General features: G+C 72.6%; 30 protein-coding genes and 1 tRNA gene. 12 read left to right on the top strand and 19 right to left on the bottom strand.

Translation table 11 applies throughout. From position 1 onward, the window contains the following. The first annotated feature begins 36 nt into the window (after positions 1-36). Positions 37-1,125, top strand: a complete 1,089-nt coding sequence (locus tag ACFWCH_RS01895) for an alkene reductase (protein WP_206252755.1) — start codon at positions 37-39, stop codon at positions 1,123-1,125. Between the two features lie 18 nt (positions 1,126-1,143). Here ACFWCH_RS01895 and ACFWCH_RS01890 read toward each other — a convergent pair whose 3' ends face one another. Then, entirely contained in the window at positions 1,144-1,833 is a 690-nt protein-coding gene (locus ACFWCH_RS01890; protein ID WP_206252757.1) for a DedA family protein, read from the bottom strand. 170 nt (positions 1,834-2,003) lie between these two features. On the opposite strand from ACFWCH_RS01890, the gene ACFWCH_RS01885 reads away from it, so the two are divergent. The 5 genes from ACFWCH_RS01885 to ACFWCH_RS01865 all read left to right on the top strand — a co-directional run bounded on the left by ACFWCH_RS01885 (position 2,004) and on the right by ACFWCH_RS01865 (position 6,024). Beyond that, positions 2,004-2,153, top strand: coding sequence for a hypothetical protein (locus tag ACFWCH_RS01885; RefSeq protein WP_168387185.1), 150 nt, complete (start codon positions 2,004-2,006; stop codon positions 2,151-2,153). Between the two features lie 42 nt (positions 2,154-2,195). Next, entirely contained in the window at positions 2,196-3,551 is a 1,356-nt protein-coding gene (locus ACFWCH_RS01880; RefSeq protein ID WP_136034802.1) for an aminotransferase class I/II-fold pyridoxal phosphate-dependent enzyme, read from the top strand. After that, positions 3,548-4,780, top strand: a complete 1,233-nt coding sequence (locus ACFWCH_RS01875) for an aminotransferase class I/II-fold pyridoxal phosphate-dependent enzyme (protein ID WP_378802785.1) — start codon at positions 3,548-3,550, stop codon at positions 4,778-4,780. Before ACFWCH_RS01880 ends, ACFWCH_RS01875 begins: the two co-directional genes overlap by 4 nt. A 14-nt stretch (positions 4,781-4,794) precedes the next feature. Further along, positions 4,795-4,868: transfer RNA gene (locus ACFWCH_RS01870), tRNA-Cys, on the top strand. 43 nt (positions 4,869-4,911) lie between these two features. Continuing rightward, positions 4,912-6,024, top strand: coding sequence for a DegT/DnrJ/EryC1/StrS aminotransferase family protein (locus ACFWCH_RS01865; RefSeq protein ID WP_136036661.1), 1,113 nt, complete (start codon positions 4,912-4,914; stop codon positions 6,022-6,024). A gap of 2 nt (positions 6,025-6,026) precedes the next feature. Here the strand turns inward: ACFWCH_RS01865 and ACFWCH_RS01860 are convergent, their stop codons facing one another. Then, on the bottom strand, positions 6,027-6,878 hold the full coding sequence (locus ACFWCH_RS01860; RefSeq protein ID WP_136034807.1) for an AraC family transcriptional regulator: 852 nt from the start codon (positions 6,876-6,878) through the stop codon (positions 6,027-6,029). A 119-nt stretch (positions 6,879-6,997) separates the two neighbouring features. Here ACFWCH_RS01860 and ACFWCH_RS01855 point away from each other — a divergent pair, with 119 nt between their 5' ends. After that, positions 6,998-7,543: a carboxymuconolactone decarboxylase family protein gene (locus tag ACFWCH_RS01855; protein WP_378802784.1), complete on the top strand. Its 546-nt coding sequence runs from the start codon at positions 6,998-7,000 to the stop codon at positions 7,541-7,543. Between the two features lie 43 nt (positions 7,544-7,586). Here the strand turns inward: ACFWCH_RS01855 and ACFWCH_RS01850 are convergent, their stop codons facing one another. Together ACFWCH_RS01850 and gabT are read right to left on the bottom strand one after the other, a co-directional pair. Further along, entirely contained in the window at positions 7,587-8,306 is a 720-nt protein-coding gene (locus tag ACFWCH_RS01850) for a glutamine amidotransferase (protein ID WP_206252764.1), read from the bottom strand. A gap of 28 nt (positions 8,307-8,334) precedes the next feature. Beyond that, entirely contained in the window at positions 8,335-9,678 is a 1,344-nt protein-coding gene (gabT, locus tag ACFWCH_RS01845) for a 4-aminobutyrate--2-oxoglutarate transaminase (RefSeq protein ID WP_378802783.1), read from the bottom strand. A gap of 76 nt (positions 9,679-9,754) precedes the next feature. On the opposite strand from gabT, the gene ACFWCH_RS01840 reads away from it, so the two are divergent. After that, positions 9,755-10,534, top strand: a complete 780-nt coding sequence (locus ACFWCH_RS01840) for a YggS family pyridoxal phosphate-dependent enzyme (protein ID WP_378802782.1) — start codon at positions 9,755-9,757, stop codon at positions 10,532-10,534. Here ACFWCH_RS01840 and ACFWCH_RS01835 read toward each other — a convergent pair. From ACFWCH_RS01835 to ACFWCH_RS01815, 5 genes are all read right to left on the bottom strand, one after another. Next, positions 10,516-10,749, bottom strand: a complete 234-nt coding sequence (locus ACFWCH_RS01835; protein ID WP_136034818.1) for a CDGSH iron-sulfur domain-containing protein — start codon at positions 10,747-10,749, stop codon at positions 10,516-10,518. The two genes, ACFWCH_RS01840 and ACFWCH_RS01835, sit on opposite strands and share 19 nt — an antisense overlap. Further along, entirely contained in the window at positions 10,746-11,789 is a 1,044-nt protein-coding gene (locus ACFWCH_RS01830; RefSeq protein WP_136036666.1) for an iron-containing redox enzyme family protein, read from the bottom strand. The genes ACFWCH_RS01835 and ACFWCH_RS01830 overlap by 4 nt, the downstream gene beginning before the upstream one ends. Positions 11,790-11,919: 130 nt before the next feature. Then, positions 11,920-13,335, bottom strand: coding sequence for an MFS transporter (locus tag ACFWCH_RS01825; RefSeq protein WP_378802781.1), 1,416 nt, complete (start codon positions 13,333-13,335; stop codon positions 11,920-11,922). 38 nt (positions 13,336-13,373) lie between these two features. After that, positions 13,374-14,450 (bottom strand): YbdK family carboxylate-amine ligase, encoded by a 1,077-nt coding sequence (locus ACFWCH_RS01820; protein WP_378802780.1) that lies wholly within the window; start codon positions 14,448-14,450, stop codon positions 13,374-13,376. A gap of 6 nt (positions 14,451-14,456) precedes the next feature. Continuing rightward, the gene (locus ACFWCH_RS01815; protein ID WP_136034827.1) at positions 14,457-14,723 is read right to left on the bottom strand and encodes a Rho termination factor N-terminal domain-containing protein; all 267 of its coding nucleotides are present in this window, start codon (positions 14,721-14,723) and stop codon (positions 14,457-14,459) included. Positions 14,724-14,844: 121 nt separating this feature from the next. On the opposite strand from ACFWCH_RS01815, the gene ACFWCH_RS01810 reads away from it, so the two are divergent. Further along, positions 14,845-15,009, top strand: a complete 165-nt coding sequence (locus ACFWCH_RS01810) for a hypothetical protein (protein ID WP_017829325.1) — start codon at positions 14,845-14,847, stop codon at positions 15,007-15,009. 70 nt (positions 15,010-15,079) lie between these two features. On the opposite strand, the gene ACFWCH_RS01805 is transcribed toward ACFWCH_RS01810, so the two are convergent. Further along, the gene (locus ACFWCH_RS01805; RefSeq protein ID WP_136034830.1) at positions 15,080-15,286 is read right to left on the bottom strand and encodes a CsbD family protein; all 207 of its coding nucleotides are present in this window, start codon (positions 15,284-15,286) and stop codon (positions 15,080-15,082) included. 192 nt (positions 15,287-15,478) lie between these two features. Here ACFWCH_RS01805 and ACFWCH_RS01800 point away from each other — a divergent pair, with 192 nt between their 5' ends. Beyond that, complete coding sequence (locus tag ACFWCH_RS01800; protein ID WP_136036669.1) at positions 15,479-15,880, top strand: hypothetical protein; 402 nt, start codon at positions 15,479-15,481, stop codon at positions 15,878-15,880. 19 nt (positions 15,881-15,899) lie between these two features. Here ACFWCH_RS01800 and ACFWCH_RS01795 read toward each other — a convergent pair whose 3' ends face one another. Beyond that, entirely contained in the window at positions 15,900-16,247 is a 348-nt protein-coding gene (locus ACFWCH_RS01795) for a hypothetical protein (protein WP_136034834.1), read from the bottom strand. Positions 16,248-16,540: 293 nt separating this feature from the next. Between ACFWCH_RS01795 and ACFWCH_RS01790 the strand changes: the two genes are divergently transcribed. Beyond that, positions 16,541-17,032, top strand: coding sequence for an FBP domain-containing protein (locus ACFWCH_RS01790; protein ID WP_378802779.1), 492 nt, complete (start codon positions 16,541-16,543; stop codon positions 17,030-17,032). Between the two features lie 27 nt (positions 17,033-17,059). On the opposite strand, the gene ACFWCH_RS01785 is transcribed toward ACFWCH_RS01790, so the two are convergent. The 6 genes from ACFWCH_RS01785 to ACFWCH_RS01760 all read right to left on the bottom strand — a co-directional run bounded on the left by ACFWCH_RS01785 (position 17,060) and on the right by ACFWCH_RS01760 (position 22,733). Further along, positions 17,060-17,932: a PaaX family transcriptional regulator C-terminal domain-containing protein gene (locus ACFWCH_RS01785; RefSeq protein WP_378802778.1), complete on the bottom strand. Its 873-nt coding sequence runs from the start codon at positions 17,930-17,932 to the stop codon at positions 17,060-17,062. Then, the gene (locus tag ACFWCH_RS01780) at positions 17,922-19,163 is read right to left on the bottom strand and encodes a kynureninase (RefSeq protein ID WP_378802777.1); all 1,242 of its coding nucleotides are present in this window, start codon (positions 19,161-19,163) and stop codon (positions 17,922-17,924) included. Before ACFWCH_RS01780 ends, ACFWCH_RS01785 begins: the two co-directional genes overlap by 11 nt. A 1-nt stretch (position 19,164) precedes the next feature. Then, a complete protein-coding gene (locus ACFWCH_RS01775) occupies positions 19,165-20,130 on the bottom strand; it encodes a hydrolase (protein ID WP_378802775.1) in 966 nt (321 codons plus the stop codon). 1 nt (position 20,131) lies between these two features. Beyond that, positions 20,132-20,983 (bottom strand): tryptophan 2,3-dioxygenase, encoded by an 852-nt coding sequence (locus tag ACFWCH_RS01770; protein WP_378802774.1) that lies wholly within the window; start codon positions 20,981-20,983, stop codon positions 20,132-20,134. 49 nt (positions 20,984-21,032) lie between these two features. After that, on the bottom strand, positions 21,033-22,088 hold the full coding sequence (locus tag ACFWCH_RS01765; RefSeq protein ID WP_378802773.1) for an alpha/beta hydrolase: 1,056 nt from the start codon (positions 22,086-22,088) through the stop codon (positions 21,033-21,035). Positions 22,089-22,208: 120 nt separating this feature from the next. Beyond that, positions 22,209-22,733, bottom strand: a complete 525-nt coding sequence (locus ACFWCH_RS01760; protein WP_378802772.1) for a TetR/AcrR family transcriptional regulator — start codon at positions 22,731-22,733, stop codon at positions 22,209-22,211. An 80-nt stretch (positions 22,734-22,813) separates the two neighbouring features. On the opposite strand from ACFWCH_RS01760, the gene ACFWCH_RS01755 reads away from it, so the two are divergent. Next, the gene (locus tag ACFWCH_RS01755) at positions 22,814-23,524 is read left to right on the top strand and encodes an MBL fold metallo-hydrolase (RefSeq protein WP_378802771.1); all 711 of its coding nucleotides are present in this window, start codon (positions 22,814-22,816) and stop codon (positions 23,522-23,524) included. Positions 23,525-23,636: 112 nt separating this feature from the next. Here the strand turns inward: ACFWCH_RS01755 and ACFWCH_RS01750 are convergent, their stop codons facing one another. Beyond that, on the bottom strand, positions 23,637-24,206 hold the full coding sequence (locus ACFWCH_RS01750) for a cysteine hydrolase family protein (RefSeq protein WP_136034854.1): 570 nt from the start codon (positions 24,204-24,206) through the stop codon (positions 23,637-23,639). Further along, positions 24,203-25,645 carry a purine-cytosine permease family protein gene (locus ACFWCH_RS01745; RefSeq protein ID WP_378802770.1) on the bottom strand — a complete coding sequence of 481 codons (1,443 nt, stop codon included), beginning with the start codon at positions 25,643-25,645 and terminating at the stop codon, positions 24,203-24,205. The genes ACFWCH_RS01750 and ACFWCH_RS01745 overlap by 4 nt, the downstream gene beginning before the upstream one ends. Positions 25,646-25,654 lie beyond the last annotated feature (9 nt).

Genomic DNA, 25,654 nt, shown 5'->3' with positions numbered 1-25,654 from the left:
GGAATACCGCGGGCGCTGCGGGGATTGGTCCCCACTGTGACTCTTTACGACCCCGCCGTCCTCGGCGCCCTGCCGCTGTCCAACCGCGTCGTCATGGCGCCCCTCACGCGCACCCGTGCCGGCGCCGACGGCGTGCCGACGCCGGTCATGGAGGAGTACTACCGCCAGCGGGCCGGGCAGGGCCTCATCGTCTCCGAGGGCACCTGGCCCGCCCGTGAGGGCATGTCCTACCCGGGTCAGCCGGGCATCGTCACCCCCGCCCAGATCGAGGGGTGGCGTCGCATCACCGACGCCGTCCACGCGGCCGGCGGCACGATCGTGATGCAGCTCATGCACGGCGGACGCGTCGGGCACCCCGCCATCTCGGGTGAGCCGCGCGTCGTGGGGCCGAGCGCCCTCGCCGCCCCCGGCCAGACCCGGACGCCGGAGGGGAAGCGCGACCTTCCCGTCGCGCACGCGCTCACGCTCGACGAGATCCCCGTGGTCGTGGAGCAGTTCGCACAGGCCGCGCGCAACGCGATCGCCGCGGGCTTCGACGGGGTCGAGGTACACGGCGCGAACGGCTACCTGGTGCACGAGTTCCTGTCGCCGGTGTCGAACGTGCGCGACGACCGCTACGGCGGGTCGCCCGAGAACCGCGCGCGTTTCGCGATCGAGGTCACGGCGGCCGTCGCGGCCGCGGTCGGCGCGGACCGCACGGGTATCCGCCTGTCGCCGCAGCACGGCATCCAGGGTGTTCTGGAAGACGACGCGGATGACGTGCGGGCCACCTATACCGCGGTCGCCGAGGGGCTCGCGCCGCTCGGCCTCGCGTTCCTCGACGTGCTCCACGCCGAGCCATCGGGCGACCTCGTGCAGCACCTCCGCCGGGTGGCGGGCGCGCCGCTGATCGTCAACACGGGCTTCGGCGTGCCCACCACGCGGGAGTCCGCGGAGGAGCTGGTGGCGGAGGGGTGGGCCGACGCGGTCGCGGCGGGCCGCCCGGTGATCGCGAACCCCGACCTGGTGGAGCGCTGGCGCACCCGCGCGGAGCTGAACGAGCCGCGTCCTGAGCTCTTCTACGGCTCCACGGCCGAGGGGTACGTGGACTACCCGTCGCTCGAGGGCGTGCGCTCCGGGAACTGATGGCGGGAGGGGTCGGCGTCAGGCCGGCCCCTCCTCCTGCTCGCGCCGCGCGGCCGCCTCGCGCATCCGCCGCCGGATGCGCAGCGCGATGAAGACCACGAGCAGCAGAACGATGGCGCCGACCGCGATGTCGGAGAGCAGGCCGCTCCACTGCTCCAGGATCGGGCGGATCGCGGGGCCGAACGCGAAGCCCAGGCCGATCCAGATGCCGTTCCACACCGCCGACCCGATGGTGGTGTAGAGCGTGAAGCGCCACAGGGCCATGCGCTCGATGCCGGCCGGGATGGAGATGAAGGAGCGCACCAGCGGCACGCACCGGCCGAGCAGCACCGCGCGGCCACCCCACCGCTGGAAGAACGCCTCCGCCTTGTCGAAGTCGTCGTGGTCGAGCAGGGGGATGCGACCGACGAGGCGTCGTGTGCGGTCCCGGCCGATCGCGGCACCGATCGCGTACCAGATCCAGGCCCCGACGAGACCGCCGATCGTGGCGGCCGCCCAGGCGCCCCAGGCGCTCATACGTCCGTCGTACGCGAGGAAGCCGGCGGCGGGGAGGATCGCCTCCGAGGGGATCGGCGGCACGAAGGTCTCGATGAGCACGGCCAGCCCGACGCCGATCTCGCCGAGCGACTCGATCAGGCTGAGGACCCAGCCGATGAAGCCCTCGTATCCGGACTGGGGGGCGGCGAGGGCGAGGGTGCCGTGGGTCATCGTGTCCTCTGTCGGGGGATCGCGGTGATCGTGCGGGGGTCCCCTGCACGGTATCGCCCCTCCCTGGGCTCCACCTGCGCGGGTGCCGCACGCTCGCGCGTCCTGTCAAGGTGCTGGTGCGCGCAGGTCCGGTCGGCCGATGCTGGGACATCCGACCCCGAGGAGGAGACATGTCCGATCAGCGACGCGACGAGACGACCGGGTTCCACGGTGAACCGCCGACGGCGAACAACGGCGAGGGCGACGCCCCGGAGGTCGACGTCACCGACCTTGGTGAGGAGGAGCGGGAGGACGGCGTGGAGGTGGACGACCGCCCTTAGCCCGACTTTGACATAGGTCAATATCTGGCCTACGGTCGAGGCATGGCCTCGGAAGACTCGCGCGATCCCCTCCACGACCGGATCGCCGGGTCGACCGCCGCTGAGATCTCCGACAGCATCCGCGACCTCGTCGAGCGCGGCGCCCTCGCCGCCGGCGACCAGCTGCCGCCCGTGCGCACCCTCGCCGAGCGCCTCGGCGTCAACCGCAACACGGTGCTGGCGGCCTACCGGGCCCTCGTCGTCGCGCGCATCGCGGCCACCGGCGGGCGCACCGGCACCACCGTGCTCGGCCCGGGGACCGGTCCCGACGAGGGTTTCACGCCGGGCACCGTGCTGCGCGACATCGGCAGCGGCAACCCGCAGGCGGCGCTGCTGCCCGACCTCGCCGCGGCGTTCGCGACCGTGCGCCCCGAGCACGTGCTGTACGGCGAGTCCGTCATCGACCCCGAGCTCGCGGAATGGGCGACCACGTGGATCGCCGAAGACCACCCGCGCCCGTTCCGGCTCTCGGTCACGGCGGGGGCGGTCGACGCGGTCGAGCGGCTCCTCGCCCAGACGCTCGTGCAGGGTGACCGCGTCGGGCTGGAGGACCCGTGCTTCCTCTCCAGCATCCAGACCGCGCGGCTCGCGGGATACGCCCCCGTCGCCATCCCGGTCGACGCCGAGGGGATGACGGTCGACGGCGTGCGCGCGGCCCTCGACAGCGGGGTGCGGGCGATCGTCTGCACGCCCCGCGCCCACAACCCGACGGGCGCGAGCATCACCCCCGCGCGCGCGGCCGAACTGCGCGCCGTGCTCGCCCCCTACCCGCACGTGCTGCTGATCGAGGACGACCACTTCTCGCTGCTCGCCCCCACGCCCTACGCCAGCATCATCGCCCCCACCCATGAGCGCTGGGCCCTGGTCCGTTCGGTGTCGAAGTTCCTCGGGCCCGACCTGCGTCTCGCTGTCACGGCGTCTGACCCGGTCACGGCCGGACGCCTGGCCCTGCGACTGAGCCCCGGCACGATGTGGGTCAGTCACGTGATGCAGCGTCTCGCCGCCGGCATGCTGCGCGATGCCGATGTGCGGGAGCAGATCGCCAGGGCCGGCGCGCACTACGCCGCCCGCCACGCCGACTTCGTCGCACTGCTGCGCGAGCGCGGGATCGCGGCCGACGACGGGGCCGGGCTCAACGTGTGGCTCGACGCGCACGACGATGCCGCGCGCGCGGCCGAACGTCTCGCCGCGCGCGGCTGGCTCGTGCGCTCGGGAGCAGACTTCGCGCTCGAGCACGGGGGGCCGGGCGCCCGCCACCTCCGCCTCACGGTGCACGACCTCGACGACGACGACCTGCAGCGCCTGGCCGACGATGTCGCGGCGGTCGTCACGGTCGCGGGGCGGGAGTCCGCGGGATGACCGGGGTGCTGCGCGTCGGGCGCTCGTCGCGGCTCGACGGCGTGCAGTACGACCTGCGCGGCACGGTGGCCGCGCGGGCCGCGGAGCTCGAGGCCCGCGGGGAGGAGATCCTGCGGCTCAACATCGGCAACCCGGCGCCCTTCGGGTTCGAGGTGCCGACGGTGATCGTGGAGGCGCTGCGGGCCGCCCTGCCGCACGCGCACGGATACTCCGAGTCGCTCGGCCTGGTCGAGACCAGGGAGGCGATCGCGGCGCACTACGCCCGGCGCACGGGCTTCCCGCGGGTGGACCTCGACGACGTCACGGTGGGCAACGGCGTCTCCGAGCTGGTCGGCCTCGTGCTGCAGGCGCTGCTCGAACCCGGTGACGAGGTGCTCGTGCCGAGTCCGGACTACCCGCTGTGGACGGCGTCCACGGTGCTCGCCGGGGGCACCGCGGTGCACTACCCCTGCGTCGAGGAGGAGGGCTGGCTGCCCGACCTCGACGCGATGGCCGCGCTGATCAGCCCGCGCACGGTGGCCATCGTGGTCATCACCCCGAACAACCCCACGGGCGCGGTGTACGACCGGCGCACGCTGGAGGGCATCGCCGAGCTGGCGCGACGGCACGGGCTCCTGCTGCTGTCCGACGAGATCTACGACCGGGTCGTCTATCCCGGGCACGCGCACCTGTCGATGGCGGCGGTCGCGTCGGATCAGCCGTGCGTGACGTTCGCGGGACTGTCCAAGACCCATCGCGTCGCCGGGTACCGCGCCGCGTGGGCGGTGACCTGCGGCTTCGCGCTCGACGACCCGTTCCTGTCCGGACTGCGGCTGCTGGCCTCGCTGCGCATGTGCGCCTCCGTGCCGGCGCAGCACGCGATCACCGCGGCGCTGGAGCACGACACCTCGCTCGACGCCCTGGTCGCCGCCGACGGCAGGCTCACGGTGCAGCGCGACGCCGCCACCGCCGCGTTGCGGGCGATCCCCGGTGTCGAGGTGACGGAGGCGGGCGGCGGGCTCTACCTCTTCCCGCGGCTGGACCCCGCGCGCTACCCGGTGCTCGACGACGAGCGTCTGGTGCTCGACCTGCTCGACGCGGAAGGGATCCTCCTGGCGCACGGCCGCGGGTTCCACTGGCCGCGGCCCGACCACCTGCGGATCGCGTTCCTGCCGGAGGCGCCGGTGCTGGTGGATGCACTGCGGCGCTTCGGCGGGTTCCTCCAGGGCTACTCTCCGCCGGGGAGCTGACGCCGTAGAGACCCGGTGGAGTGACCGAGTGGCCAGGTCGCGGTCCGCAAGACCGTGTACGCAGGTTCGATTCCTGCCTCCACCTCCAGACCGGCTCGCCCGAGCCGACCCAGACGACGAAGGACACCGCCATGCACGACCAGCTCATCCCCGCCGCGAAACCCCTGATCGGCGATGAGGAGGTGGCTGCGGTCGAGCGGGTGCTGCGCAGCGGCATGCTCGCGCAGGGCGCCGAGGTCGCGGCGTTCGAGGAGGAGTTCGCCGCCCAGTTCCTCCGCGGGCGCACGACCGTGGCCGTGAACTCCGGGACGAGCGGGCAGCTGCTGGGACTGATCGCGGCGGGCGTCGGGCCGGGGGATGAGGTGATCGTGCCGTCGTTCACGTTCGCCGCCGTCGCGAACTCGGTCGTGCTCGCCGGCGCCACCCCGGTGTTCGCCGACATCGAGCCCGTGCACTTCACCCTCGACCCGGAGCACGTGCGCGCACTCGTCACTCCGCGCACGAAGGGCGTCATGCCGGTGCATCTGTACGGCCACCCGTTCCTGGTCGACGGGATCGAAGAGGTCGCCGCGGCGCACGGCCTCGCGATCTTCGAAGACGCCGCGCAGGCGCACGGCGCGTCGTGGCGGGGTCGCCCTGCCGGCACGATCGGGTCGTTCGCGATGTTCAGCCTGTACCCCACGAAGAACATGACGGCGATCGAGGGCGGCATGGTCGCCTGTGCGGACGAGGGCATCGCCCGCCGTGTGCGGCTTCTGCGCAATCAGGGCATGGAGACGCAGTACGCCAACGAGATCGTCGGCTACAACAACCGCATGAGCGAGGTGCACGCGGCGGTGGGCCGGGTGCAACTGCGCAAGGTCGCGGCGTGGACGGCGCAGCGGCAGCGCAACGCGGCCGTGCTCGACGCCGCGCTCGACGGCATCGACGGGCTCACCGTGCCGCGGGTCGCGGAGGGGGCGGAGCACGTGTACCACCAGTACACCGTGCGCATCGCGGACGGGGAGCGCGACCGCGTGCGGGAGGCGCTGCGCGAGGAGCACGGCGTGGGCACGGGCGTGTACTACCCGATCCCGAACCACCGACTGCCGTCTCTCACGCGCTACGCGCAGGGCGTGGAGCTGCCGGAGACCGAGCGGGCCGCGGCCGAGGTGCTGTCGATCCCCGTGCACCCCTCGCTCACGGAGGGCGAGCTCGACCGCGTCGTCTCCGGGCTCACCGCCACGATGTCGGCGGGCGGCTGAGGCTACGCGGCGAGACCGAGCCACGCACGCGGCGAGTGGCCGAGACGCTGCGTGAACACCCGGGAGAACGCGGAGGCGCTCGCGTAGCCGAGCTCCGCGGCGACCGCGCTGACCGTCATGCCCGCGCGGAGCTGTTCCTGCGCGATCGTGAGCCGCCACTCGGTGAGGTAGTCGCCCGGCGCCCGGCCGACGACCTCTTTGAAGCGGGCCGCGAAGGCGCTGCGCGACAGGGCGGCGCGGCGGGCGAGGGCCTCCAGCGTCCAGGCCTCTCCGGGGGCCTCGTGCATCGCGACCAGGGCGGGGGCGAGCCGCTCGTCGGCGAGGCCCGGCAGCAGCCCGGGCGGCAGGGCGAGGCCGTCGGGGTGGTCGAGCATCCACCGCAGCAGTTGGATCAGCACGACCTCGAAGAGGCGGTCGGCGAGCAGCGGGCGACCGCAGCGGACGTTGTCGACCTCGGCGAACAGCAGGTCGAGCGCGGGGGAGAGGGTGGCGACCTCGTCGAGGGGCAGCACGATCACGGGCGGCAGCGTGCGGACGAGGGGGTGGGTGGCACCGCCGTCGACGTCGATCGTGGCGCACGCGAAGTCGGATTCCGCGGTCGGGGCGTTGAGGAACGTGTGGTCGAGCGGGCGGGGGAAGAACAGCAGGCTCGGGCGGGTGATGCGCTCGCGCGCACGGCCGCCGTCGACGCGCGGATACGTCAGCTCCAGTTCGCCGCGGCGCAGCACGTGCAGGAACCCCTGTCCTCGGCTCGCCGCGAACTCCGTGGTTCCGCACAGGGGCCCGGTGTGGAAGAGCCGCGTGCGCACGCGGAACCGATCGAGCAGGGGTGTGAGGCGGTCGAGGGGTGGCACCTCTTCATTCTCTGGACGATCTGCGGTGAATGCAAGACCGGGTGATGCGTATCGTCCGGGGGATTCGAGAAGACTGAGGGCGGGTCGACACCCGGCCCGATCGAACAAAGGAGCATCCCGTGCCCAATGTCCCTCTCATCGACCATGACGCCGCCACCGGACCCGTCAAGGACCAGCTCGACCAGATCGGTGCCGCGTTCGGCGCCGTCCCCGCCATGTTCCGGGCCGTGGCGAACTCCCCGGCCGCGCTGACCAGCATGTGGAGCGCGTTCGGCGCCTACGGGGGCGGTTCGCTCGGAGCCGCGCTCAGCGAGCAGATCGCGGTGGCCGTCGCCAACCGCAACTCGTGCGGCTACTGCCTCGCGGCGCACACCGCGCTGGGCAAGAAGGCCGGGCTCTCCGCCGACGCGCTCGCCGCGGCGCAGGAGGGCACCTCGGAGGACCCGCGCACCGCGGCCCTGCTGACCTTCGCGCTCGCGGTGGTCGAGCAGCGCGGGCAGGTGAGCTCCGCCGAGGTCGACGCCGTGCGCGCCCAGGGCTGGAGCGACGAGGAGATCGTCGAGACGATCGGCCAGGTGGCGCTCAACCTGTTCACGAACTACGTGAACCTCGCGCTCGACGTGCCGATCGACTTCCCGACGGTGCCGCTGCGTCGCGCCGCGTGACGACGCGGGAAGGGGCCGGATCCGCGGGGGATCCGGCCCCTTCTCAGTGCGCGGGCTCGACCTCGTCGAGCCAGGTTCCGATCGCCGTACGCGCGCGGTGCTCGAGTCGGGGGCCGTGCGCGGCCGCCTGTCTCCGGATCGAGCGGGGGTCGATGCCGCGGTGGTGCAGCTCGTGCGCATGGCCGATCAGCCAGCGCTCGATCGTGCGGTGGTCGGCCTCGACGTGGAACTGCAGCCCGAGTGCACGACCCCGCGAGAACGCCTGGTGCGGGAAGCCGGGCGTGCGGGCGAGGTGGCGCGCGCCCGGGGGGATCTCGAAGGCGTCACCGTGCCAGTGCAGCACGGGCTCGCCGTCCAGCGCCGACAGCGGTGAGGTGCGCCCGTCCGGGGTGAGGTCCACCGGCGCGTACCCGATCTCGACGCCGCCCGTCGGGGCGACCCGAGCCCCCAGCGCCTCGGCGAGCACCTGGGCGCCGAGGCAGATCCCGAGCGTGGGACGGTCCGCCGCGAGTCGTGCCGACAGGGCGTCCTTCGTGGGGGCGAGGAACGGGTAGCGGTCGTCGTCGTACACGCCGATGGGGCCGCCGAGCACCACCACCAGATCAGCCGAGGCGACCTCGGCCCGGTCGAGTTCGTCGACGCCGGCGTCGTGATACCGGACGCGGTAGCCGCGCTCCTCCAGCAGCGGCGCGAGGATGCCGAGGTCTTCGAACGCGACATGGCGCAGAGCGAGGGCGGTGCGCGTGGGGGTCGATGCGCTCATGGGTCTCCTGGTCGGGTGGGAGTCGCGGTCAGCCGAGTGCGGCGAGGGCGTCGTCGATCACGCTCACCGCCGTGTCGAGCTGCGCGTCGGTCGTGGTGAGCGTGGGGAGGAAACGGATGACGTTGCCGTCGCTGCCCGCGGTGAGGAGCAGGATGCCTCGCTGCGCGGCGAACTCCGCGATGGCCGTCGCGGCACCCGCGAGGGGCCGCGTGGTGCCGGGCTCGCTCAGCTCGAACGCCTGCATCGCCCCGATCCCGCGGACGTCGCCGATGATCCGGTGGCGCGACGCCAGCTCGGTCAGCCGTGCCCGCAGGTGCGCGCCGATGCGGTCAGCGTCGTCGAAGAACTCGCCCTCCGCGAGCTCGTCGAACACCGCGACGGCCGCGGCGATCGACACGGGGTTGCCGCCGAACGTGCCGCCGAGTCCGCCGGGGTCCGGTGCGTCCATGATCTCGGCGCGGCCGGTCACTCCCGCGAGCGGCAGTCCGGCCGCGATGCCCTTCGCGGTGAGCACGATGTCGGGCACGAGGCCGAAGTGCTCGCTTGCGAACCAGGTGCCCGTGCGGCCCAGGCCGGTCTGGATCTCGTCGGCGATGAAGACCACGCCGTGGCGCGTGCACCACTCCTGCAGCGCGGGCAGGTAGCCGTCGGCGGGCACGACGAAGCCGCCCTCGCCCTGGATGGGTTCGGCGATGACGGCGGCGAGGTCGCCCGCGCCGATCCGCTGCTCGAGGTAGCCGATCGTGCGGGCCGCCGCCTCGGCGCCGCTCAGGCCGTCGCGGTACGGGTAGGAGTTGGGGACGCGGTGCACATCGGGCGCGAACGGGCCGAAGCCCGCCCCGTACGGCACGGCCCGGTGGTTCATCGCGAGCGCCAGGTTCGTGCGGCCGTGGAACGCGTGATCGAGGGCGGCGACGGCGCGGCGGCCGGTGTGCCTGCGGGCGATCTTCACGGCGTTCTCGACGGCCTCGGCGCCGGAGTTCGCGAGCATCGTGCGCTTCTCGTGGTCGCCGGGGGTGTGCGCGGCGAGCAGCTCCGCGAGGTGCACGTAGCCCTCGTAGGGGGTGACCGTGAAGAGGGTGTGGGTGACGCGGTCGAGCTGATCCGCCGCCGCGGTGACCGCCGCGCGGTTGGTGTGCCCGATCGTGGTCACGCCGATGCCGCTGCCCAGGTCGAGGAAGCGGTTGCCGTCGACGTCGGTGACCCAGGGGCCGTCGGCGTGCTCGATGTAGACCGGCAGCACGCTGCCGACGCCGCGGGGCACGACGCGCAGGCGCCTCTCGTGCAGCGCGCGACTGCGGGGGCCGGGCACCTCGGTGCGCAGGCGCGGGGTGATCAGGGCGGTGTCGGAGAACAGGCCGGGCACGGTCATGGGCGGACTCCTTCGGAGAGAGGGCGACGGCCGGCGGGCGCGCGGCGTGACTCGAAGCTATGTTAGATTTTGGCCTATGTCAAAGTCAGTCGACGAGGAGAACGCCTCCGCCCGCTACCCCACGGCCACCACCGTCGCCGACTTCCGAGCCAACGTCGCCGCCGTCCGCGCGCGCATCGACGCCGCCGCCGACCGCGCCGGGCGCGATGCCGCGAGCGTGCGGCTGCTGCCGGTCAGCAAGACCGTGCCGACCGAGCGGGTGCGCATCGCGATCGACTCCGGGCTGCGGCTCCTCGGCGAGAACAAGGTGCAGGAGGCCGTGCGCAAGCACCGTGAGACGGAAGACCTCGACGTCTCGTGGGCGATCATCGGACACCTGCAGACCAACAAGGCGCGCGATGTCGCCGCGTTCGCGCACGAGTTCCAGGCACTCGACCGGCTCCGGGTCGCCGAGGCGCTGGACCGAAGGCTGCAGGCGGCCGGTCGCGGTCTCGACGTGTTCGTGCAGGTGAACACCTCCGCGGAGGACTCGAAGTTCGGCATGCCGCCCACGGAGCTGTCCGGGTTCCTGAAGGCACTGCCGGTGTACTCGTCGCTGCGGGTGCGCGGGCTCATGACGCTCGCGATCCTCACCCCGGACGAGACCAGGGTGCGCGCGTGCTTCCGCGTGCTGCGCGAGCTCCGCGACCGCGCCAGGGCGGACGATCCCGACCTGATCGGCGACGGGGAGTTGTCGATGGGGATGTCGGGCGACTACGAGATCGCGGTCGAGGAGGGGGCGACGTGCGTGCGGGTCGGGCAGGCGATCTTCGGCGCGCGCGCCCTGCCCGACAGCTACTACTGGCCGGAGGGCTGACGCGGCCCCTCGTCGTCGGTCCGGAAGCCGGCCGCCTTGTGAGTGCCGTCGCAGAACGGCTTCACGGCGGACAGGCCGCAGCGGCACAGCGCGACCGTGCGGCGGCCGGGGTCGATCAGCGCGCCGTCCGCGGACCGCAGCTCGATGTCGCCGCGGACGAGCAGGGGCCCGTCCGGGTATGGGGTGACGGTGACCGGCTCGTCGCGACCGCTCATGACGACTCCCGCCCGCGCAGCGCCGAGGCGCCGGCCGCCCAGGCGTCGAGCATGTGCTGTCCCGCCCAGCCGTCCACGGTGAGGCACGCGGCGGCCCCGAACACGATGTCGCCGAGCACCTCGGGGCGGTCCTCCGCCAGGCTGCCGGCGAGGTCGCGCGCGGCGATCTGCTCGTGCACCGCGTCGGCCTCCACGTGCTCGTCGAAGTAGGCGGCCACCTCGTCGGTGAAGCCGAGGCGCCGCAGCCCGTCCGCGTAGAAGCGGCACGGGATCGACGACGTCATCTCGTACGCGGCGAGGTGCCCGACGATCGCGCCGACCAGCCGGCGGTTGAGCCCGAACAGGGTCATCAGATTGTGCGAGGCGAGCGTGATCGCGGGGGCGTCGTCGACGTAGGCGCCGTACGTGTCGTCGAGGTCGGCGGCCCGCATGGCCCTGGCGTACAGCTCCGCGTGCACGCGCTGCGGCCGGCCGCCGCCGTACTCGTCCGACTGGATCTCGACGAGGGCCGCCTTCGCCCGGCCCGTCAGACGCGGGATCGCCCACGAGTGCGGGTCGGCTTCGCGCAGCGTGTAGATCGAGCGGAGGATCAGCGACTCCTCCGCCTGCTCCCGCGTGGCCTTCTTGGCGATGTAGCGCGCCACGCTCGGTCCGGTGTCGGCGGCGGCGAGCGCGAACAGGGCCCGGCCCACCGCGTCGACCGTCGGCTCGGGCAGCTCCGGCACCGGCACGGTCTCGCGCAGGGCCGCCTCGAACGCGTCTTCCAGGAGGCGGCGGGCGGTGATGACGCCCGCGTCCCACTCCCGCGATGCGTCGAGCGCGGGAAGCGATCCGTACGACGACGCGTACAGCACGAACAGGGCGAGCTGGATGTCGTCGTCGCGGACGACGTCGGTGGTCTCGGCCACGGCGGTCGCCGCGAGCTCCGGCAGGTCGACGCTGTCGTCGCCGTGGACGAGGCAGGACAGCACGGCGGCCGACAGCGGGCCGCGCGGGGAGAATCCGACGGCGGTGTCGGTGTCGAGGGTGGAGACGGTCATGTGGAGGGGCTCCCATCGGATCGATCACCGGCATCATCGCGCGGGCGCGCGAACGGAGCCAGGGACTTGACGCCGAGCCGTCGGGGAGGCATGCAGCGACCGCGCTCCTGCGCGCGGACGTCTCGTGCTCTCAGCCGCGACCGGGCACGGGCGGGGCCGGAGCCGGGGCGCCCTCCGCGGAGGCCGTCGGGTCTTCGGACGGGTTGCGACGGATGCCGATCCACGACACCACGCCGCCCAGCACCAGGAGCGCGGCCGTGACCCAGGCGGCGCTGTGGAAACCGTCGAGGTCGAGGGCGCCGCCGACGATCGTCGACAGCATCGCCACCACCAGGAGCCCGGCCACGCGCGAGACCGCGTTGTTCACGGCCGAGGCGATGCCCGAGTGGTTCTCGTCGATCGCGCCGAGGATCGCGGCCGTCAGCGGAGCGACCGTGAGCGAGAGGCCCAGCCCCATCACGACCATGGCGGGAAGCACCTGCCACCAGTAGTCGAACTCGGCGGACACGGTCAGCAGCATCAGCGCACCGGCCGCCATGATCAGCGGGCCGATCGTCATGAAGATGCGCGGACCCCAGCGCCCCGCCCACCCTCCCGCGCGCGAGCTCACCAGGATCATGAGGATCGTCATCGGCAGGCTCGCGAGACCCGCGGCGGTGGCACTGAGCCCGGCGCCCTGCTGCAGGTACACCCCGACCACGAAGCCGTTGAGCGAGAGCGCGGCGTACACGAACAGCGTCGCGAGGTTGCCCCAGCCGAAGTCGCGCACGCGGAACAGCCACAGCGGCATGAGCGGGGCGGCCGAGCGGCGCTGGCGCAGCAGGAACGCCGCGAACAGGGCGGCGCCCGCGAGTGCAGGGACCCAGATCGCGGGCGAGCCCCATCCGAGGTTCGGCTGCTCGATCAGGGCGAACACGACCGCGCCGAGTCCCACGGCGCACAGCGCACCGCTCCACCAGTCCACCCCGACGCCGCGGGGCCGCTCGGGCAGCTGGAGCCGAGCGAGCAGCAGCAGCGTGACGCCGATGGGCAGCACGTTGATGAGGAACACGAACCGCCACGACAGGAAGTCGACGAACAGCCCGCCCAGCAGCGGCCCGACGAGCTGCGCCGCGGTCGTGAAGGCCGTCCAGACGCCGATGGCCCTCGCCTGCACGTCGCCGCGCATCGTGGCCGTGATCAGTGCCAGGGAGCTCGGCACGAGCAGGGCACCCGCCGCGCCCTGGGCCGCGCGGGCGATGATCAGCATGAGCGGGTCGACCGCCGCGGCGACCGCGATCGAGGCGATGCCGAACGCGATCAGGCCGATGCGCATGACCACCACCCGGCCATACGCGTCGGACAGCGACCCCGCCAGCAGGATCAGCGCGCTCAGGGTGATGAGGTAGGCGTCGACCACCCACTGCTGCGTGGTGATGCCGCCGCCGAGCTCACGGCTGATGGCGGGCAGCGCGACGTTCACCACCGTGCCGTCGAGGAAGGTCACGAAGGACGCGAGCACCGCGATCGCGATGACGAGCCGCTGGAGGGGGGCGAAGGAGGCCACGAGCCGACCCTACTCCCGGCCGCGGACGCCGGGGCGGGTCAGGCCGACGCGGTCGCCGTCCCCGCGCGGAGCAGTTCCGTGAGCCCCTCGCGACCGCCGTCGCGGTAGGCGGTCCGCTGCCGCTCGGCGCCGGTTCCCTCCGCGCGCAGGCGTCCCAGGGCCTCGTCGACCGCGGCCTCGTCACCGAGCTGCTGCAGCACCGGGCGGATCTCGGCGAGCAGGCCCTCCGCGACCGCCCACGCGTCGGCGACCTCGCCCGACAGCGGGTCGACGATGCGCGCGCCCATCCCGGCCCGCGCCGCCGTCCACACCGACGCGTCCAGGGCGTCGATGCGTTCCTCGGCCAGCCGCTGCTCGGTGCTCAGCGCGATCGCCCGGCACAGCAGCGCCGACAGCACGGCATCGTCGGCGGTGAGCTGCGCGTCGGCGATCCGTGCCTCGACGGTGGGGTATCGCTCGGACAGCCGCACCGCCCACGACAACGAGCTGGCCTCGCCGATCGTGCCCAGGGCGAGCAGTTGCCCGACCCGGGCGCGGTAGTCGTCGAGGTCGTGGAACCGCGGTGGGCACCACGATGAGGGCAGTCGCCGGATGAGCATGCTCCGCCAGCTCGCGAAGCCCGCGTCGAGGCCGTGGGCGAACGGGCTGTTGGCGCTCAGCGCGAGCAGCAGCGGGAGCCAGCCGCGCAGGCGGTTGAGCGCGCGCACCCGTTCCTCCTCGTCGAGCACCTCGACGTGCACGTGCAGGCCGTTCACCTCGTGCTCGCGGGTCAGGTGCGCGAGCCGCCGGGCCACGTCGTCGTAGTGCGGTGACGGGGAGAGCCGGGGCGAGCGCGCGGTGGTGAACGGGCTCCCGGTCGGGGCGGCCACCGCGTGGAGGGCGCGTGCGTGCTCGCCCAGCAGGCTGCGCAGGCCACGCAACTGGCGCCGCGCCGCCTCCGCGGTCGACACCGGCTCGGTGAGGCACTCGAGCTGCGACGCCAGGTATTCCGTAGTCACCCGCCCGGTCAGCGGGCGGTCGCCGATGCGCTCCAGGACGTCGCCGGACAGGCCGACGGGCAGCAGCGAGTTCTCATCGAGCAGGAGGAACTCCTCCTCGATCCCGAAGCGCGCCATCCCGCCTCAGTGGTTACGCAGAGCGGAGATGAGCTCCGCCTTGCGCTTCCCGCTGTAGCCGGTCAGTCCGATCTCCTTGGCCCGCTTGCGCAGTTCGGCGACCGTCCAGTCCTCGTAGTCGCCGTGCTTCCCGCCCCGGCGGCCGACCGTGCTGCGGCCGTCCCTGGCGGCGGCGTTGGAGATGCGTGCGGCCTTCTCCTTCGAGGCTCCGTCGTCGCGGAGCTCTTCGTACAGCTCCGGGTCCTTCAGGGAGTTGTTGCGTGCTCCTGGCATTGCTCTGCTCCTTCGCGCACTCGGAGGGTGGAAGTCAACCCCCTCGAACGAGGGTGTCCGTGCGGTCTAGCGTGAGGGCACCGCAGTCGGGCGCCCGCGCCCCCAGAGAAGGGAAAGACCGATGAACATCCTCCTGATCATCGTCATCGTCATCGCCGTGATCCTCGCGATCACCGGAGGACTGGTGCAGTCGCTCCAGTTCCTGCTGTGGGTCGGTCTGGTGCTCCTGGCTATCGCCGTGATCGCCTGGCTGATCCGAGCGATCAGCGGCAGCCGCAAGGTCTGACCCGTGTGCGGAGGGGGAGGCTCGCCGGTCCGGCGAGCCTCCCCCTCTTCATGGGATCAGCGGGGCGGGATCAGCGGTCGAACGCGTCCCGGACGCTGTCGCCGGCCTTGCCTGCGGCGTCCTTCACGTTCTCGCCGGCCTGCTTGGCGTCGGCCTTCACCTGATCCGCCTGGCCCTCGGCCTCGAGCTTCTCGTTGTCGGTGAGCTTGCCCACGCCCTCCTTGACCTTCCCGCCCAGCTTCTCGGCGGAGTTCTTCATGTCGTCTGCGCCACTCATGTGGGGCTCCTCTCCTCGGCGGATCGATTGCTCTCCGAGCCTCGCATCGGCCGTGACGAGGGTCCACGGGATTGACAATCGCTCCCTGCCGTGTCAGCGTTCCGCCCCCATCGACGCGAGCCCCCGCAGCGGCTAGCCTGGCGCCAGGCGGGTGGTCCTGCCCGCTGTCCTCGACGAAGGGAGCGGAGCCCGATGGACGCGACGATGATGGGCGCGATGTCGAAGAGCATGGAGTCGATGCCCGACATGGCGATGATGGACATGGCGGTGCTGCAGGCCTGCATGGACGCGTGCGCCGCGTGCGAGCAGGCGTGCACCGTGTGCTCGACGCAGCTGATGGACTGCGCGCCCGCGTGCATGAACTGCGCCGACATGTGCCACACGATGATGCGGTCGATGCTGCGGATGCAGGGCATGACCCCCGCGACGATGATGGCGATGCTCGACGCGTGCATCGCCATGTGCCAGATGTGCATGGACGAGTGCATGCAGCACGCCGATCACAGCGACGTCTGCCGCCTCTGCGCGCAGGCGTGCCAGGCGTGCATGAACGCGTGCATGGCCGTGCGCGACATGATGATGGCGAGCGCCTGACGCGGCAGGACGGTCGCCGTCAGACGGTGGCGACGTTGAAGCGCGCGTCTCCCACGGCCAGCACGCCGTAGGGGAGGTGGAGGGCGACGGGGGTGCCGACGGCCGCTTCGAGCGCGGCGCCGGAGCCGTTCCACAGGGCGTGCGCGGTGCCGTCGAGGGTGCGCACGACCAGGTCGCCGGTCACCGGATCGGCGGACTCGACCAGCGCGTCCGCCCAGTCGGCGGGCGTGGCGGCGGCCAGGCGTGCCTGGATCAGGTGCAGCGCGTGTCCCGGTGCGATGGAGGAGCAGCGGCCACCCGCGCGGCACATGCACGTCGCACGCTCGCTCACCTCGAGGGGTGACAGGCGGTGGGGCGACGTGGACACGGTGGTCTCCTTCGGTTCGGCGTTCCGGCCACAGTAGGCGGCGCGGGCGGCGGGACGCGAGGGCGGGCGACATCGGGCGAAACAATCGGGTGTAGGCTCGCCGGGTGCTGTCGTCGATGAGCGCCCTCGGGGCGCGGAGCGGAGCCGCAGGCGCGTTCAGCGCCGCGGGCAGAGGCTGAGGACCGGCCGGAGGCGGAACCCCCGTCCCCGGTGCTGCACCGTACCCGGCTCCTGTCCGGGGTCCTCCATCTGACCCGAATCGCCGCACGGCGACCGTCCGAAAGCACACTCCCATGCGTCCCCTCGACGAGCGCGACATCCGCGCCTCCTTCCTCAACGCCTCCCGCAAGGAGGTCTCCGACCTCACCCTGCCCGCCGGTTTCGCCGACATCGACTTCGATCGGCTCGATTTCCTCGGCTGGACCGACCCCAAGCAGCCCCGTCGCGCCTACGTCGTGACCTGGGTCGACGATGCCCCGGTGGGCGTGCTGCTGCAGCGCGCCGAACAGCGGGTGCTCGCCCGCGCCCAGTGCTCCTGGTGCGAAGACGTGACCCTCCGCAGCGACGTGCAGCTGTTCGTCGCCCGCAAGGCCGGTCCGGCCGGACGCAAGGGCGACTCGGTCGGCGTGCTGGCCTGCGCCGGGTTCGAGTGCAACCGCTCGGTGCGGATGCTGCCGCCCCTCGCGTACCAGGGCTACGACCGGGAGCTCGCGCGCGACCTGCGGATCGTCCGGCTGCAGGAGCACGTCACCGGGTTCCTGGCCGAGGTGGCCGGGACCGCCTGAGGCCGTGGGCGGCGGGCCGGTGCGTCCTCAGCGCCGGTCCGCCACCGCCGGATCCGGGGTATCCGCCCGATCCACCGCGGCCGCCGTGACGGCGCGCACGTGCGCCAGCGCCGGCGCGGACAGCTCGGCCGACAGCGCCGTGAACCGCTCCACGCTGCGGGCGCCGGGCCAGTCCGCCGGCAGCATCGACGCGGGCAGCCCGGGGTCGGTGTAGGGCAGCACGCGCCACCGGTCGAGCAGGTGCACGTACGCGGCGAACGGCTCGGGTGGCAGCGTGCTGAGCGACGCCTGGAAGGTGAGGTGCTCCGTCCGCAGCGCACCCAGGTCCCACCACTGCGCTGCCGCCTCCACGAGGGTGCCGGCGGGAGCGGGGGCCACGGCGTCGAACAGCGTCGCCCACTGCCGCGCGCCGAGCTCTTCCAGGATCTGCGTCGCCTCGTCGCGCAGGTGACCGGGGCAGATCCACAGGGCGGGCGACACCACGCCCGCGCCGATCCACTGCAGCCGGCGACGCAGCTGATGCCGCACGCTGCGGGCGCTCTCCGGGATCGAGAACGACACCAGGCACCACGGGTCGGTGTCGCCCATCTGCCGCATGGTGAAGATGCGCCGGTCGCCGCGCTCCAGCATGGGCAGCGCCTCCGGGTTCAGGCGGTATCCCGCGGTCTCGCCGCGCTCGGCCAGCAGCAGCCCCTTCTGCTTCCGGCGCGTCACGCCCGTGCGGGCCTGGGCGGCCGGGATCCCCAGCTCGCCCGCGAGGTGCACGAGATGCGCGGCGGAGATCCAGCCGCCGAGGGGCCGCAGATACAGCCCGATCAGCGTCCGCAGCAGCGACGCCGTGCTGCCGGGGCGGGCATCGATGTCGTCGCGCACGGCGGTCGGCGCCGCCTCAGTCGTCATCGGGCTCCAGGGCGTCGCGCACGGCCAGCACGCCCGTGATCGTCTCGACGTGCGAGGTGCTGAGCGGGGAGAGTCCGAGGCGGATGCCGTCGGGGAAGCGGAAGTCGGGGATGATGCCGTCCGCCCAAAGCCGGCGGGTGACGTCGCGGAAGTCGGGGTGGCCGATCGTCACATGCCCGCCGCGTCGCGCGGAGTCGCGGGGGCTCAGCAGCCGCACGCCGAGCGGGGCGAGCACCTCGTCGTACGCGCGCACCGCGAGATCGGTCAGCGACTGCGACTTGGCCCGCACCCCCGCGATCGTCGACTGCTCGATCAGGTCGAGCATCCCCTGCATCGCGAGCATCGAGGTGACGGGCGGCGTGCCGCTGAGCAGCTGCCGGATGTCGCCGCTCGGCACGTACTCCGGCCCCATCGCGAAGATGTCCTCCGCGCTCCACCACCCCTGGATCGGCTGCCGGAGCACCCCCTGCAGCCCGTGGCGGAGGTACGCGAACGCGGGGGAGCCCGGGCCGCCGTTCAGGTACTTGTAGGTGCAGCCGACCGCGAGGTCGACGCCCCACGCGTCCAGCTGCATCGGCACGACGCCGGCCGAGTGGCACAGGTCCCACATCATGAGCGCCCCCGCCTCGTGCGCCGCCGCCGTGATGCCCGGCATGTCCGCCAGCGCGCCCGAGCGGTAGTCCACGTGGCTGAGCGACACGAGCGCGGTGCGGTCGGACACCGCGGCCGTCACGTCGTCCACCGTCACGCCGTGCACCGGGTCGGGTTCCAGCCAGCGGATGGTCAGCCCCGTCTCGGCGGCGACGCCCTCGGCGAGGAACCGGTCGGTGGGGAAGTTGCCCGTCTCGATCACGAGCTCCGTGCGGGCGGGGTCGGCGGCGGCCGCGGCGCGCATGAGCTTGTAGATGAGCACGCTGGTCGAGTCGGCCACCACGGTCTGCCCGGCGGCCGCCCCGAGCGCGACCTCGCCGATGCGGTCGCCCAGGCGCATCGGCAGCGCCATCCACTGCTCGTCCCACGAGCGGATGAGCCGGGTGCCCCAGTCCTCGTGAACGAACGCGGCGAGCTTCTCCGGCATGTCCCGCAGGGGGCGGCCGAGGGAGTTCCCGTCGAGGTAGGCCGTGACCCCCGGCGCCTCTGCGAACGCGTCGAGTTGCGCGGCGAGCGGGTCGGCCGCGTCGAGGGCACGGGCGGCGTCGAGCAGGGCGGCGTCGGAGGAACGGTCGGTCATGTCACACCTTCAGGTCGGCGGCGGTCAGCGGGCGGGCGTCGAACGGATCGGTCGAGCCGTCCGGGAGCAGGAGCAGCAGCGCGCCGGGCTGCCGCGGGTCCACGGGGGCGAGGGCGCGCAGCAGGGCGGCGTCGTCGAGCCCAGCGCGGCGGAGGGCGTCGAGCTCGGCGGGGTGGAGGTCGACCGGGGTGGGGCCGTTGCCCATGTCGGTGCCGTAGAGCACGGTGCCCCCGGCGGCGTGGAACCGTCGCACGTTGTCGACGGCGATGCGCAGGGCGGCGGGGTCGTGGATCGCGAGGGTCGAGATCCAGGAGACCGAGGCCGCGTGGCGGGCGACCTCGGCGTCGTCGAGGCGCTCGGTGAACGGCGCGTGCGCGAGGCGGGCGGCTCCGAGGCGTACGGCCCGCTGCGCCTCGCCGGGGCCCTCGGCGTGCACGACCACCGGCAGGCCGTGCGCGTCCGCGCGCTCGATGATCGCGTGGACGACCGCGTCGGCGAACACCGGACCGGCCGTGCTGTTGCCGGCGACCTTGAGGAGGGCGACCCCGGCGGCCGCGAGATCCTCGACCGCGGCGACGGCGGCAGCCTCGTCCGCGACCTCCCGCACCGATCCCGCGGGGGCCCAGTCGCGGTCGGACGGGTAGCCGCCGGGCGGGGTGAGGAACGCTCCGGCGTACCGGACCTCGACGGCGTGATCGGGGGTGGCCGAGTTGTGCACCGCGAGCTCACGCAGCACCGCGGGGTTCCCGCCCAGGTCGTCGACCCGGGCGAGGCGCGAGGTGCGCAGCAGGGCGTGGTCGACGAGCTGCAGGTGCACGTGGTGGTCGGTGAAGCCGCCGACGACCCCGCCGGGGACGCGGGGGAGGCCGGGGGCAGGAGTCTCGGCGCGGAGCCGCACGTGTTCCGCGGTCGCCTCGACGACGCCCTCGCGCCACCGGGTGCCGTCGAAGTACGTCGCGGCGTGCATCTCAGCCGCCGATCTCGGTGCGGACGGTGTAGAGCTCGGGGAAGAACGTGAGGTCGAGGGCGCGCTGCAGGAATCCGACGCCGCTGGAGCCGCCCGTACCGACCTTCATGCCGATCGTGCGCGACACGGTCTTGAGGTGCCGGAACCGCCAGAACTGGAAGTTGTCCTCGAGGTCGACCAGGTCTTCGCACGCCTCGTACAGGTCCCAGTGCGTGCCGGGGTCCTGGTAGATGGCGCGGATCGCGAGGACCAGCGCCGGGGTCTCGCGGTAGGGCTCGCGCACGTCGCGGTCGAGGATCTCGGCCGGAACGGGTAGTCCGCGGCGGGAGGCGTAGCGCAGGAACTCGTCGTACAGCGTGGGCTTCTCCCACTCGGCGGTGAGCAGCGCCAGGTTCGCGGGATGGTCGCGGAAGACGCCGAGCATCTTCTCGTTCTTGTTGCCCAGCGCGAACTCCACGGCGCGGTACTGCACCGACTGGAAGCCGGACGAGGTGCCGAGTGAGCCGCGGAACTGCGCGTATTCGGTCGGGGTGAGGGTGGCGAGCACGGACCACTGCTGCGTCATCACGTCTTGGATCTTCTTGACCCTGGCGATGCGCTTGAGGGCTTCACGCAGGTCGTCGGCGGCCAGCAGCGTGCGCGCGGAGGACAGCTCGTGCAGCACCTGCTTGAGCCACAGCTCGGTGGTCTGGTGCTGGATGATGAACAGCATCTCGTCGTGGTGCTCCGGCTGGCTCACGGGGTGCTGTGCGGTGAGCAGCTGATCCAGGGCGAGGTACGAGCCGTAGGTCATCCGTCCGGTGAGGTCGGTGACGATGCCGTCTTCCAGGGCGCGCTGGTTCTCCGGGTGCATGCGGAAAACATATCACTTTCGTGGCGACCGTCACAGGAGTGAAATGTTCTCAGCGGGTGGTGTGCTTCGCCAGGAACGCGATCGTCTCGTCCAGAGCGGTCCGGGCATCCGGCAGGTCGAGGTGGAACTGGTACTCGTGCGGCAGGGCGGGCTCGTGATCCATCGGCCAGAACAGCGTCGTCACCTCCACACCCAGGGACTCGAGGCGCTTCGCCATCGGGATCGACTGGAGCCAGGTGAGACCGTCGCCGTTGCCGCCGGAGATGTAGGTGGCGGGGAAGTCCGCGGTGACCCAGTCGAGCGTCGACATCGTCGACCCGGTGGAGTCCTCCGCCCAGGTCTTGGTGCCCGAGTACGCCCACATCGCGGTCTTGAGGCCCCAGCCGGCGATGCCGTCGAGCTCGGCCAGGGCTGCGAGGTCGTACACGCCGCAGTTGAGGATCGTGGCGGCGAGCTGGTCGGCCTTCAGCGACGGGTCGATGCCGACGATCTCGGCGTAGTCGGGGTTGGTGATGAGCGTGGCCATCTGGCTGGCGAGCTGGCTGCCGGCGGAGTCGCCCGCGAGCACGATCTGGTCGGGGTCGATGCCGAGTTCCGCGGCGTGCTCGTCGATGTAGGCGAGGGCCTGGTCGAGCTGCCGCACGGCGAGCGGGTACACGCCCTCGGGCCCGATCGTGTAGTTCACCCCGACGGTCGTGTAGCCCTCGGCCGCGAGGATCCGGAGGTACGGGTCGACGTTCTCCTTCTCGCCCGAGATCCAGGCGCCCCCGTGGATCCACACCACGGTCGGCAGTGGACCGTCGGCGTCGGCCGGGCGGAACACGTCCATCGTCGTGTCGGTGCCCGCGTCGCCGTACGCGATCCCCTGCTGCACGTCGAGCGCGGCGTCGGGCACGTGCTTGTCCATCTCGGCGGCGGTCTCGTCGCCGCCCTTCGTGAACACCGCGCGGATGACCATGGCGGACGGCCAGGGGGTGAGGCTGCTGATGAGGGCGACCACGGCGGCGACGGCCACCACGATCACCACGATCACCTTCGTGCGGTGCCAGGGCTTCCGGGCCTTCGTGGGGTGGACGGACTCTCCGGTGTGCGCATCGGTGCTCATGGACCCTCCCGGCAACAGTGTGCCAGTATTCCGACCGGTCGAATCGCCGGTGCGGGCGGGTGTGTCCTGGCGCTCCGTGCGATCGCGGCCGTCCCTGCGGGCCCGGGCCCGGGGAGGGGCTCAGCGGGAGAGGCCGCCGATGAGCTGCCGCAGGCCGTAGGCGTAGGCGCGGTCGACGTCGCCGCCCAGGCGGAAGGCGCCCGCGAGCTCCATCTGCAGGAACCCGGTCGCCCAGGCGGTGAAGAGCCGGGCGGCGTCGAGGGCGTCGTCGTCGCCGACCGTGGTCGCGCACGCCCGGATGACCGGTGCCGCCGAGCGCTCGAGGGCTTCCTGCGGCACGGGTGCGGCGAACATCAGCCGGAAGCCCTCGGGGTGCGCGTGCGCGAAGGCGCGGTAGGCGGTGGCGAGCTCGGCGAGGTCGTCGCCGGCCCCCTCGAGGCGCTCGCCCAGCGCGTCGACCGTGGCGGTCGCCACCGCGGCGAGCAGTGCCTCGCGATCCTTCACGCGCTTGTAGAGCGAGGGGGCGCGCACGCCGACGCGCGTCGCCACCGTCTGCATCGTGAGGCCCGAGGGACCGGACGCCTCGAGGATCTCTCGTCCGGCGGTCACGATCGCGTCGGTCGTGGTGCGTTCGGGGGTCGGCATGCATCCTCCAGTGATGGCTATTGACAGTAGCCATCATAGCTACGTATCGTAGCTATCGCAATCATCCGAGAGGACCCGCCATGCAGCTCGCCCCGCACCTCCACCGCCTCGGCAACGACATCGTCGCCTCGTACCTGATCGACCTGCCCGGGGGCATCACGCTCATCGACGCCGGTCTGCCCGGACACTGGAAAGACCTGCAGCACGAGCTGTCCGCGATCGGTCGTCCGCTGTCCGACGTCCGCGGTCTCGTGCTCACCCACGGCGACAGTGACCACATCGGGTTCGCCGAACGCCTGCGCCGCGAGACCGGCGTGCCCGTGATCATCCACGCCGCCGACGCCCACCGCGTGCGCACGGGCGAGAAGCCCCGGACGCCGATGGGGCCCGCGCGCCCGCTCCCGATGCTGGGCTTCCTCGCCTACGGCCTGCGCAAGAACGCGCTGCGCACGCCGCACGTCGCCTCGGTCGTCGAGGTGGACGACAGCGCGGTGCTCGACCTGCCCGGCGCCCCGGTGGTCGTCGGTCTGCCCGGCCACTCGCCCGGCAGCATCGCGGTGCACGTGCCGGCGGTCGACGCGGTGTTCGTGGGCGACGCGCTCACGACGCGGCATGTGCTCACCGGGCGCGAGGGTGCCCAGCCGGCTCCCTTCACGGATGCACCCGCAGAGGCCCTGGCGTCGCTGGACAGGCTGGCCGCGCTCGACGCGTCGTGGGTGCTCCCCGGGCACGGCGCTCCCTGGCGCGGCTCCCCGGCCGACATCGCCGCCGCCGTCCGCGCCGCCGCCTGACCCCGTCCGCTCCGGTCGCGGTGCCCCGGTCGCGGTGCCCCGGTCGCGGTGCCGGATCGAAAACGCGCCCGGGTGGGCCTCGCGCGGCCCGTCCTCCACCCCGCAGGCGGGGTCAGCGAGACAGGAGGGCGGACGTCTCGGCGACCGTGATCTGCGGCGGGTAGAGGCTCATGACCTGCACCGCGGCGGCGTGGTTCTCCGCCGTGGAACCGGCGCAGGCGTCGGCGGCCAGGGTCACCAGGGCCCCCGCGTCCGCGGCAGCGAGCGCCGTGGAGATCACGCAGCAGTCGGTGGACACGCCGGCCAGCACCACCGGCGCGCCGTGTCCCACCACCGCCTCCAGCTCCGCGCCCCACTTGCCGAACGTGGGCAGGTCGAGCGTCGGGTGCGGGGACAGCCCGCGCGCCGCGGGAACCAGGTCGAACAGTGCGTCGTCGGCCGGGCGGTCGGCGAAGGGCCACGCGGCGAAGTAGTCGCCCCAGGAGGTGGAGCGGTCGGCCGTGGGCAGCCACCGCGTCACCAGCACGCGGTCGCCGAACGCGTCGGCGAGCCGCCGGATGTTGCCCATCGCGTCGTCGAAGAACGGCGACCCCCACGCGGAGTCGGGCGAGGCGAAGATGTGCTGAGGGTCGATCACGACCAGCCAGGCGTCCCGTGAACCCGGGCCGGCGGTCGTGGTCACGCCGCCTCCTGCCGGCGGATCTTCCCCGCCCTGGCGAACCAGGTCACGACGAACGACAGCACGAGCGCGAAGAACACCCCGAGGTTGGCGTACGCCCAGTCGCCGTCAGCGCCGCCGACCAGGAACAGCAGATACCCCTGCCAGTTGTTCCACGGGGCGGCCTCGGCGAAGCCGTTGAGCACGAATCCCCAGCCGATCACGCTCGCGACCACCAGGGTGACGATCGAGGTCCAGTCCCAGGCGCCGTAGCGGCCGCGGCTGTCGAACAGCGCCTGCTCGTCGTAGTCGGCGCGGCGGCGGAGGATGTCGGCGATCAGGATGCCGGCCCAGGAGGCGAGCGGCACGCCGAGCGTGATGAGGAAGCTCTGGAACGGGCCGAGGAAGTCGGTCGCGAAGAACACCACGTAGATCGTGCCGAGCGTGAGGATGACCCCGTCGATCGCGGCCGCCGACGGGCGCGGGATGCGGATGCCGAGGCTCAGCAGGGTCAGGCCGGAGGAGTAGATGCCCAGCACGGCGCCCGACACGAGGGCCAGGACCGCGGTGAGCAGGAACGGCACCAGCACCCAGAGGGGGAGGATGCTCGCGAGGGCGCCGATCGGGTCGGCCGCGATCGCGTTCAGCAGGTCGTCGTCGGAGCCGCCGAGCAGCAGGCCGAACACGACGAGGATGACCGGCGCGACCGAGCCGCCGATCGTGTTCCAGGCGACGATCGCGCCGTCGGAGGCCGTGCGCTTCTGGTAGCGCGACCAGTCCGCGGCGATGTTGATCCAGCCCAGGCCGAACCCGGTCATCACCATCACGAGTGCGCCGATCACCTGCCCGATGCCGCCGTCCGGACGCGCGAGCACCACGCCGAGGTCGATGCTCGGGATCGCGAGGACGATGTAGAGCACGGTCACCACGCCGGTGACCCAGGTGAGCACCGACTGCAGGCGCATGATCGTGTGATAGCCCAGCACGGAGGCCGTGACGATGAGCGCGGCCACCACGACGGTCGCGACGATCTTGAGCCACAGGCTGTCGCCGTCGCCGCCGAGCTGCGTGATCACGGTCGCGGTGGCGAGCACGGCCATGATCGCCAGGAACGTCTCCCAGCCGATCGAGGTGAGCCAGGAGACGATGCCGGGGATCTTCTGCCCCTGCACGCCGAACGCCGCCCGCGAGAGCACCATGGTCGGCGCGGAGCCGCGCTTGCCCGCGATCGCGATCAGCCCGCACAGCAGGAAGGACACCACGATGCCGATCACCGACACGAGCGTCGCCTGCCAGAACGAGATGCCGAAGCCGAGCACGAACGAGCCGTACGACATGCCGAACACCGACACGTTCGCGGCGAACCACGGCCAGAAGAGGTCGCGCGGCTTCGCGGTCCGCTCGGATTCGGGGATGATCTCGATGCCTGCGCGCTCGATGAGAGCCGGCCTGATGTCGGTCATCTGCTCATG

This window comes from Microbacterium sp. NPDC060132, assembly GCF_042729675.1.
Classification (GTDB): domain Bacteria; phylum Actinomycetota; class Actinomycetes; order Actinomycetales; family Microbacteriaceae; genus Microbacterium; species Microbacterium sufflavum.
Note: the sequence above shows the minus strand (reverse complement) of the source record. Positions and strands in the feature narration are given on the sequence as shown.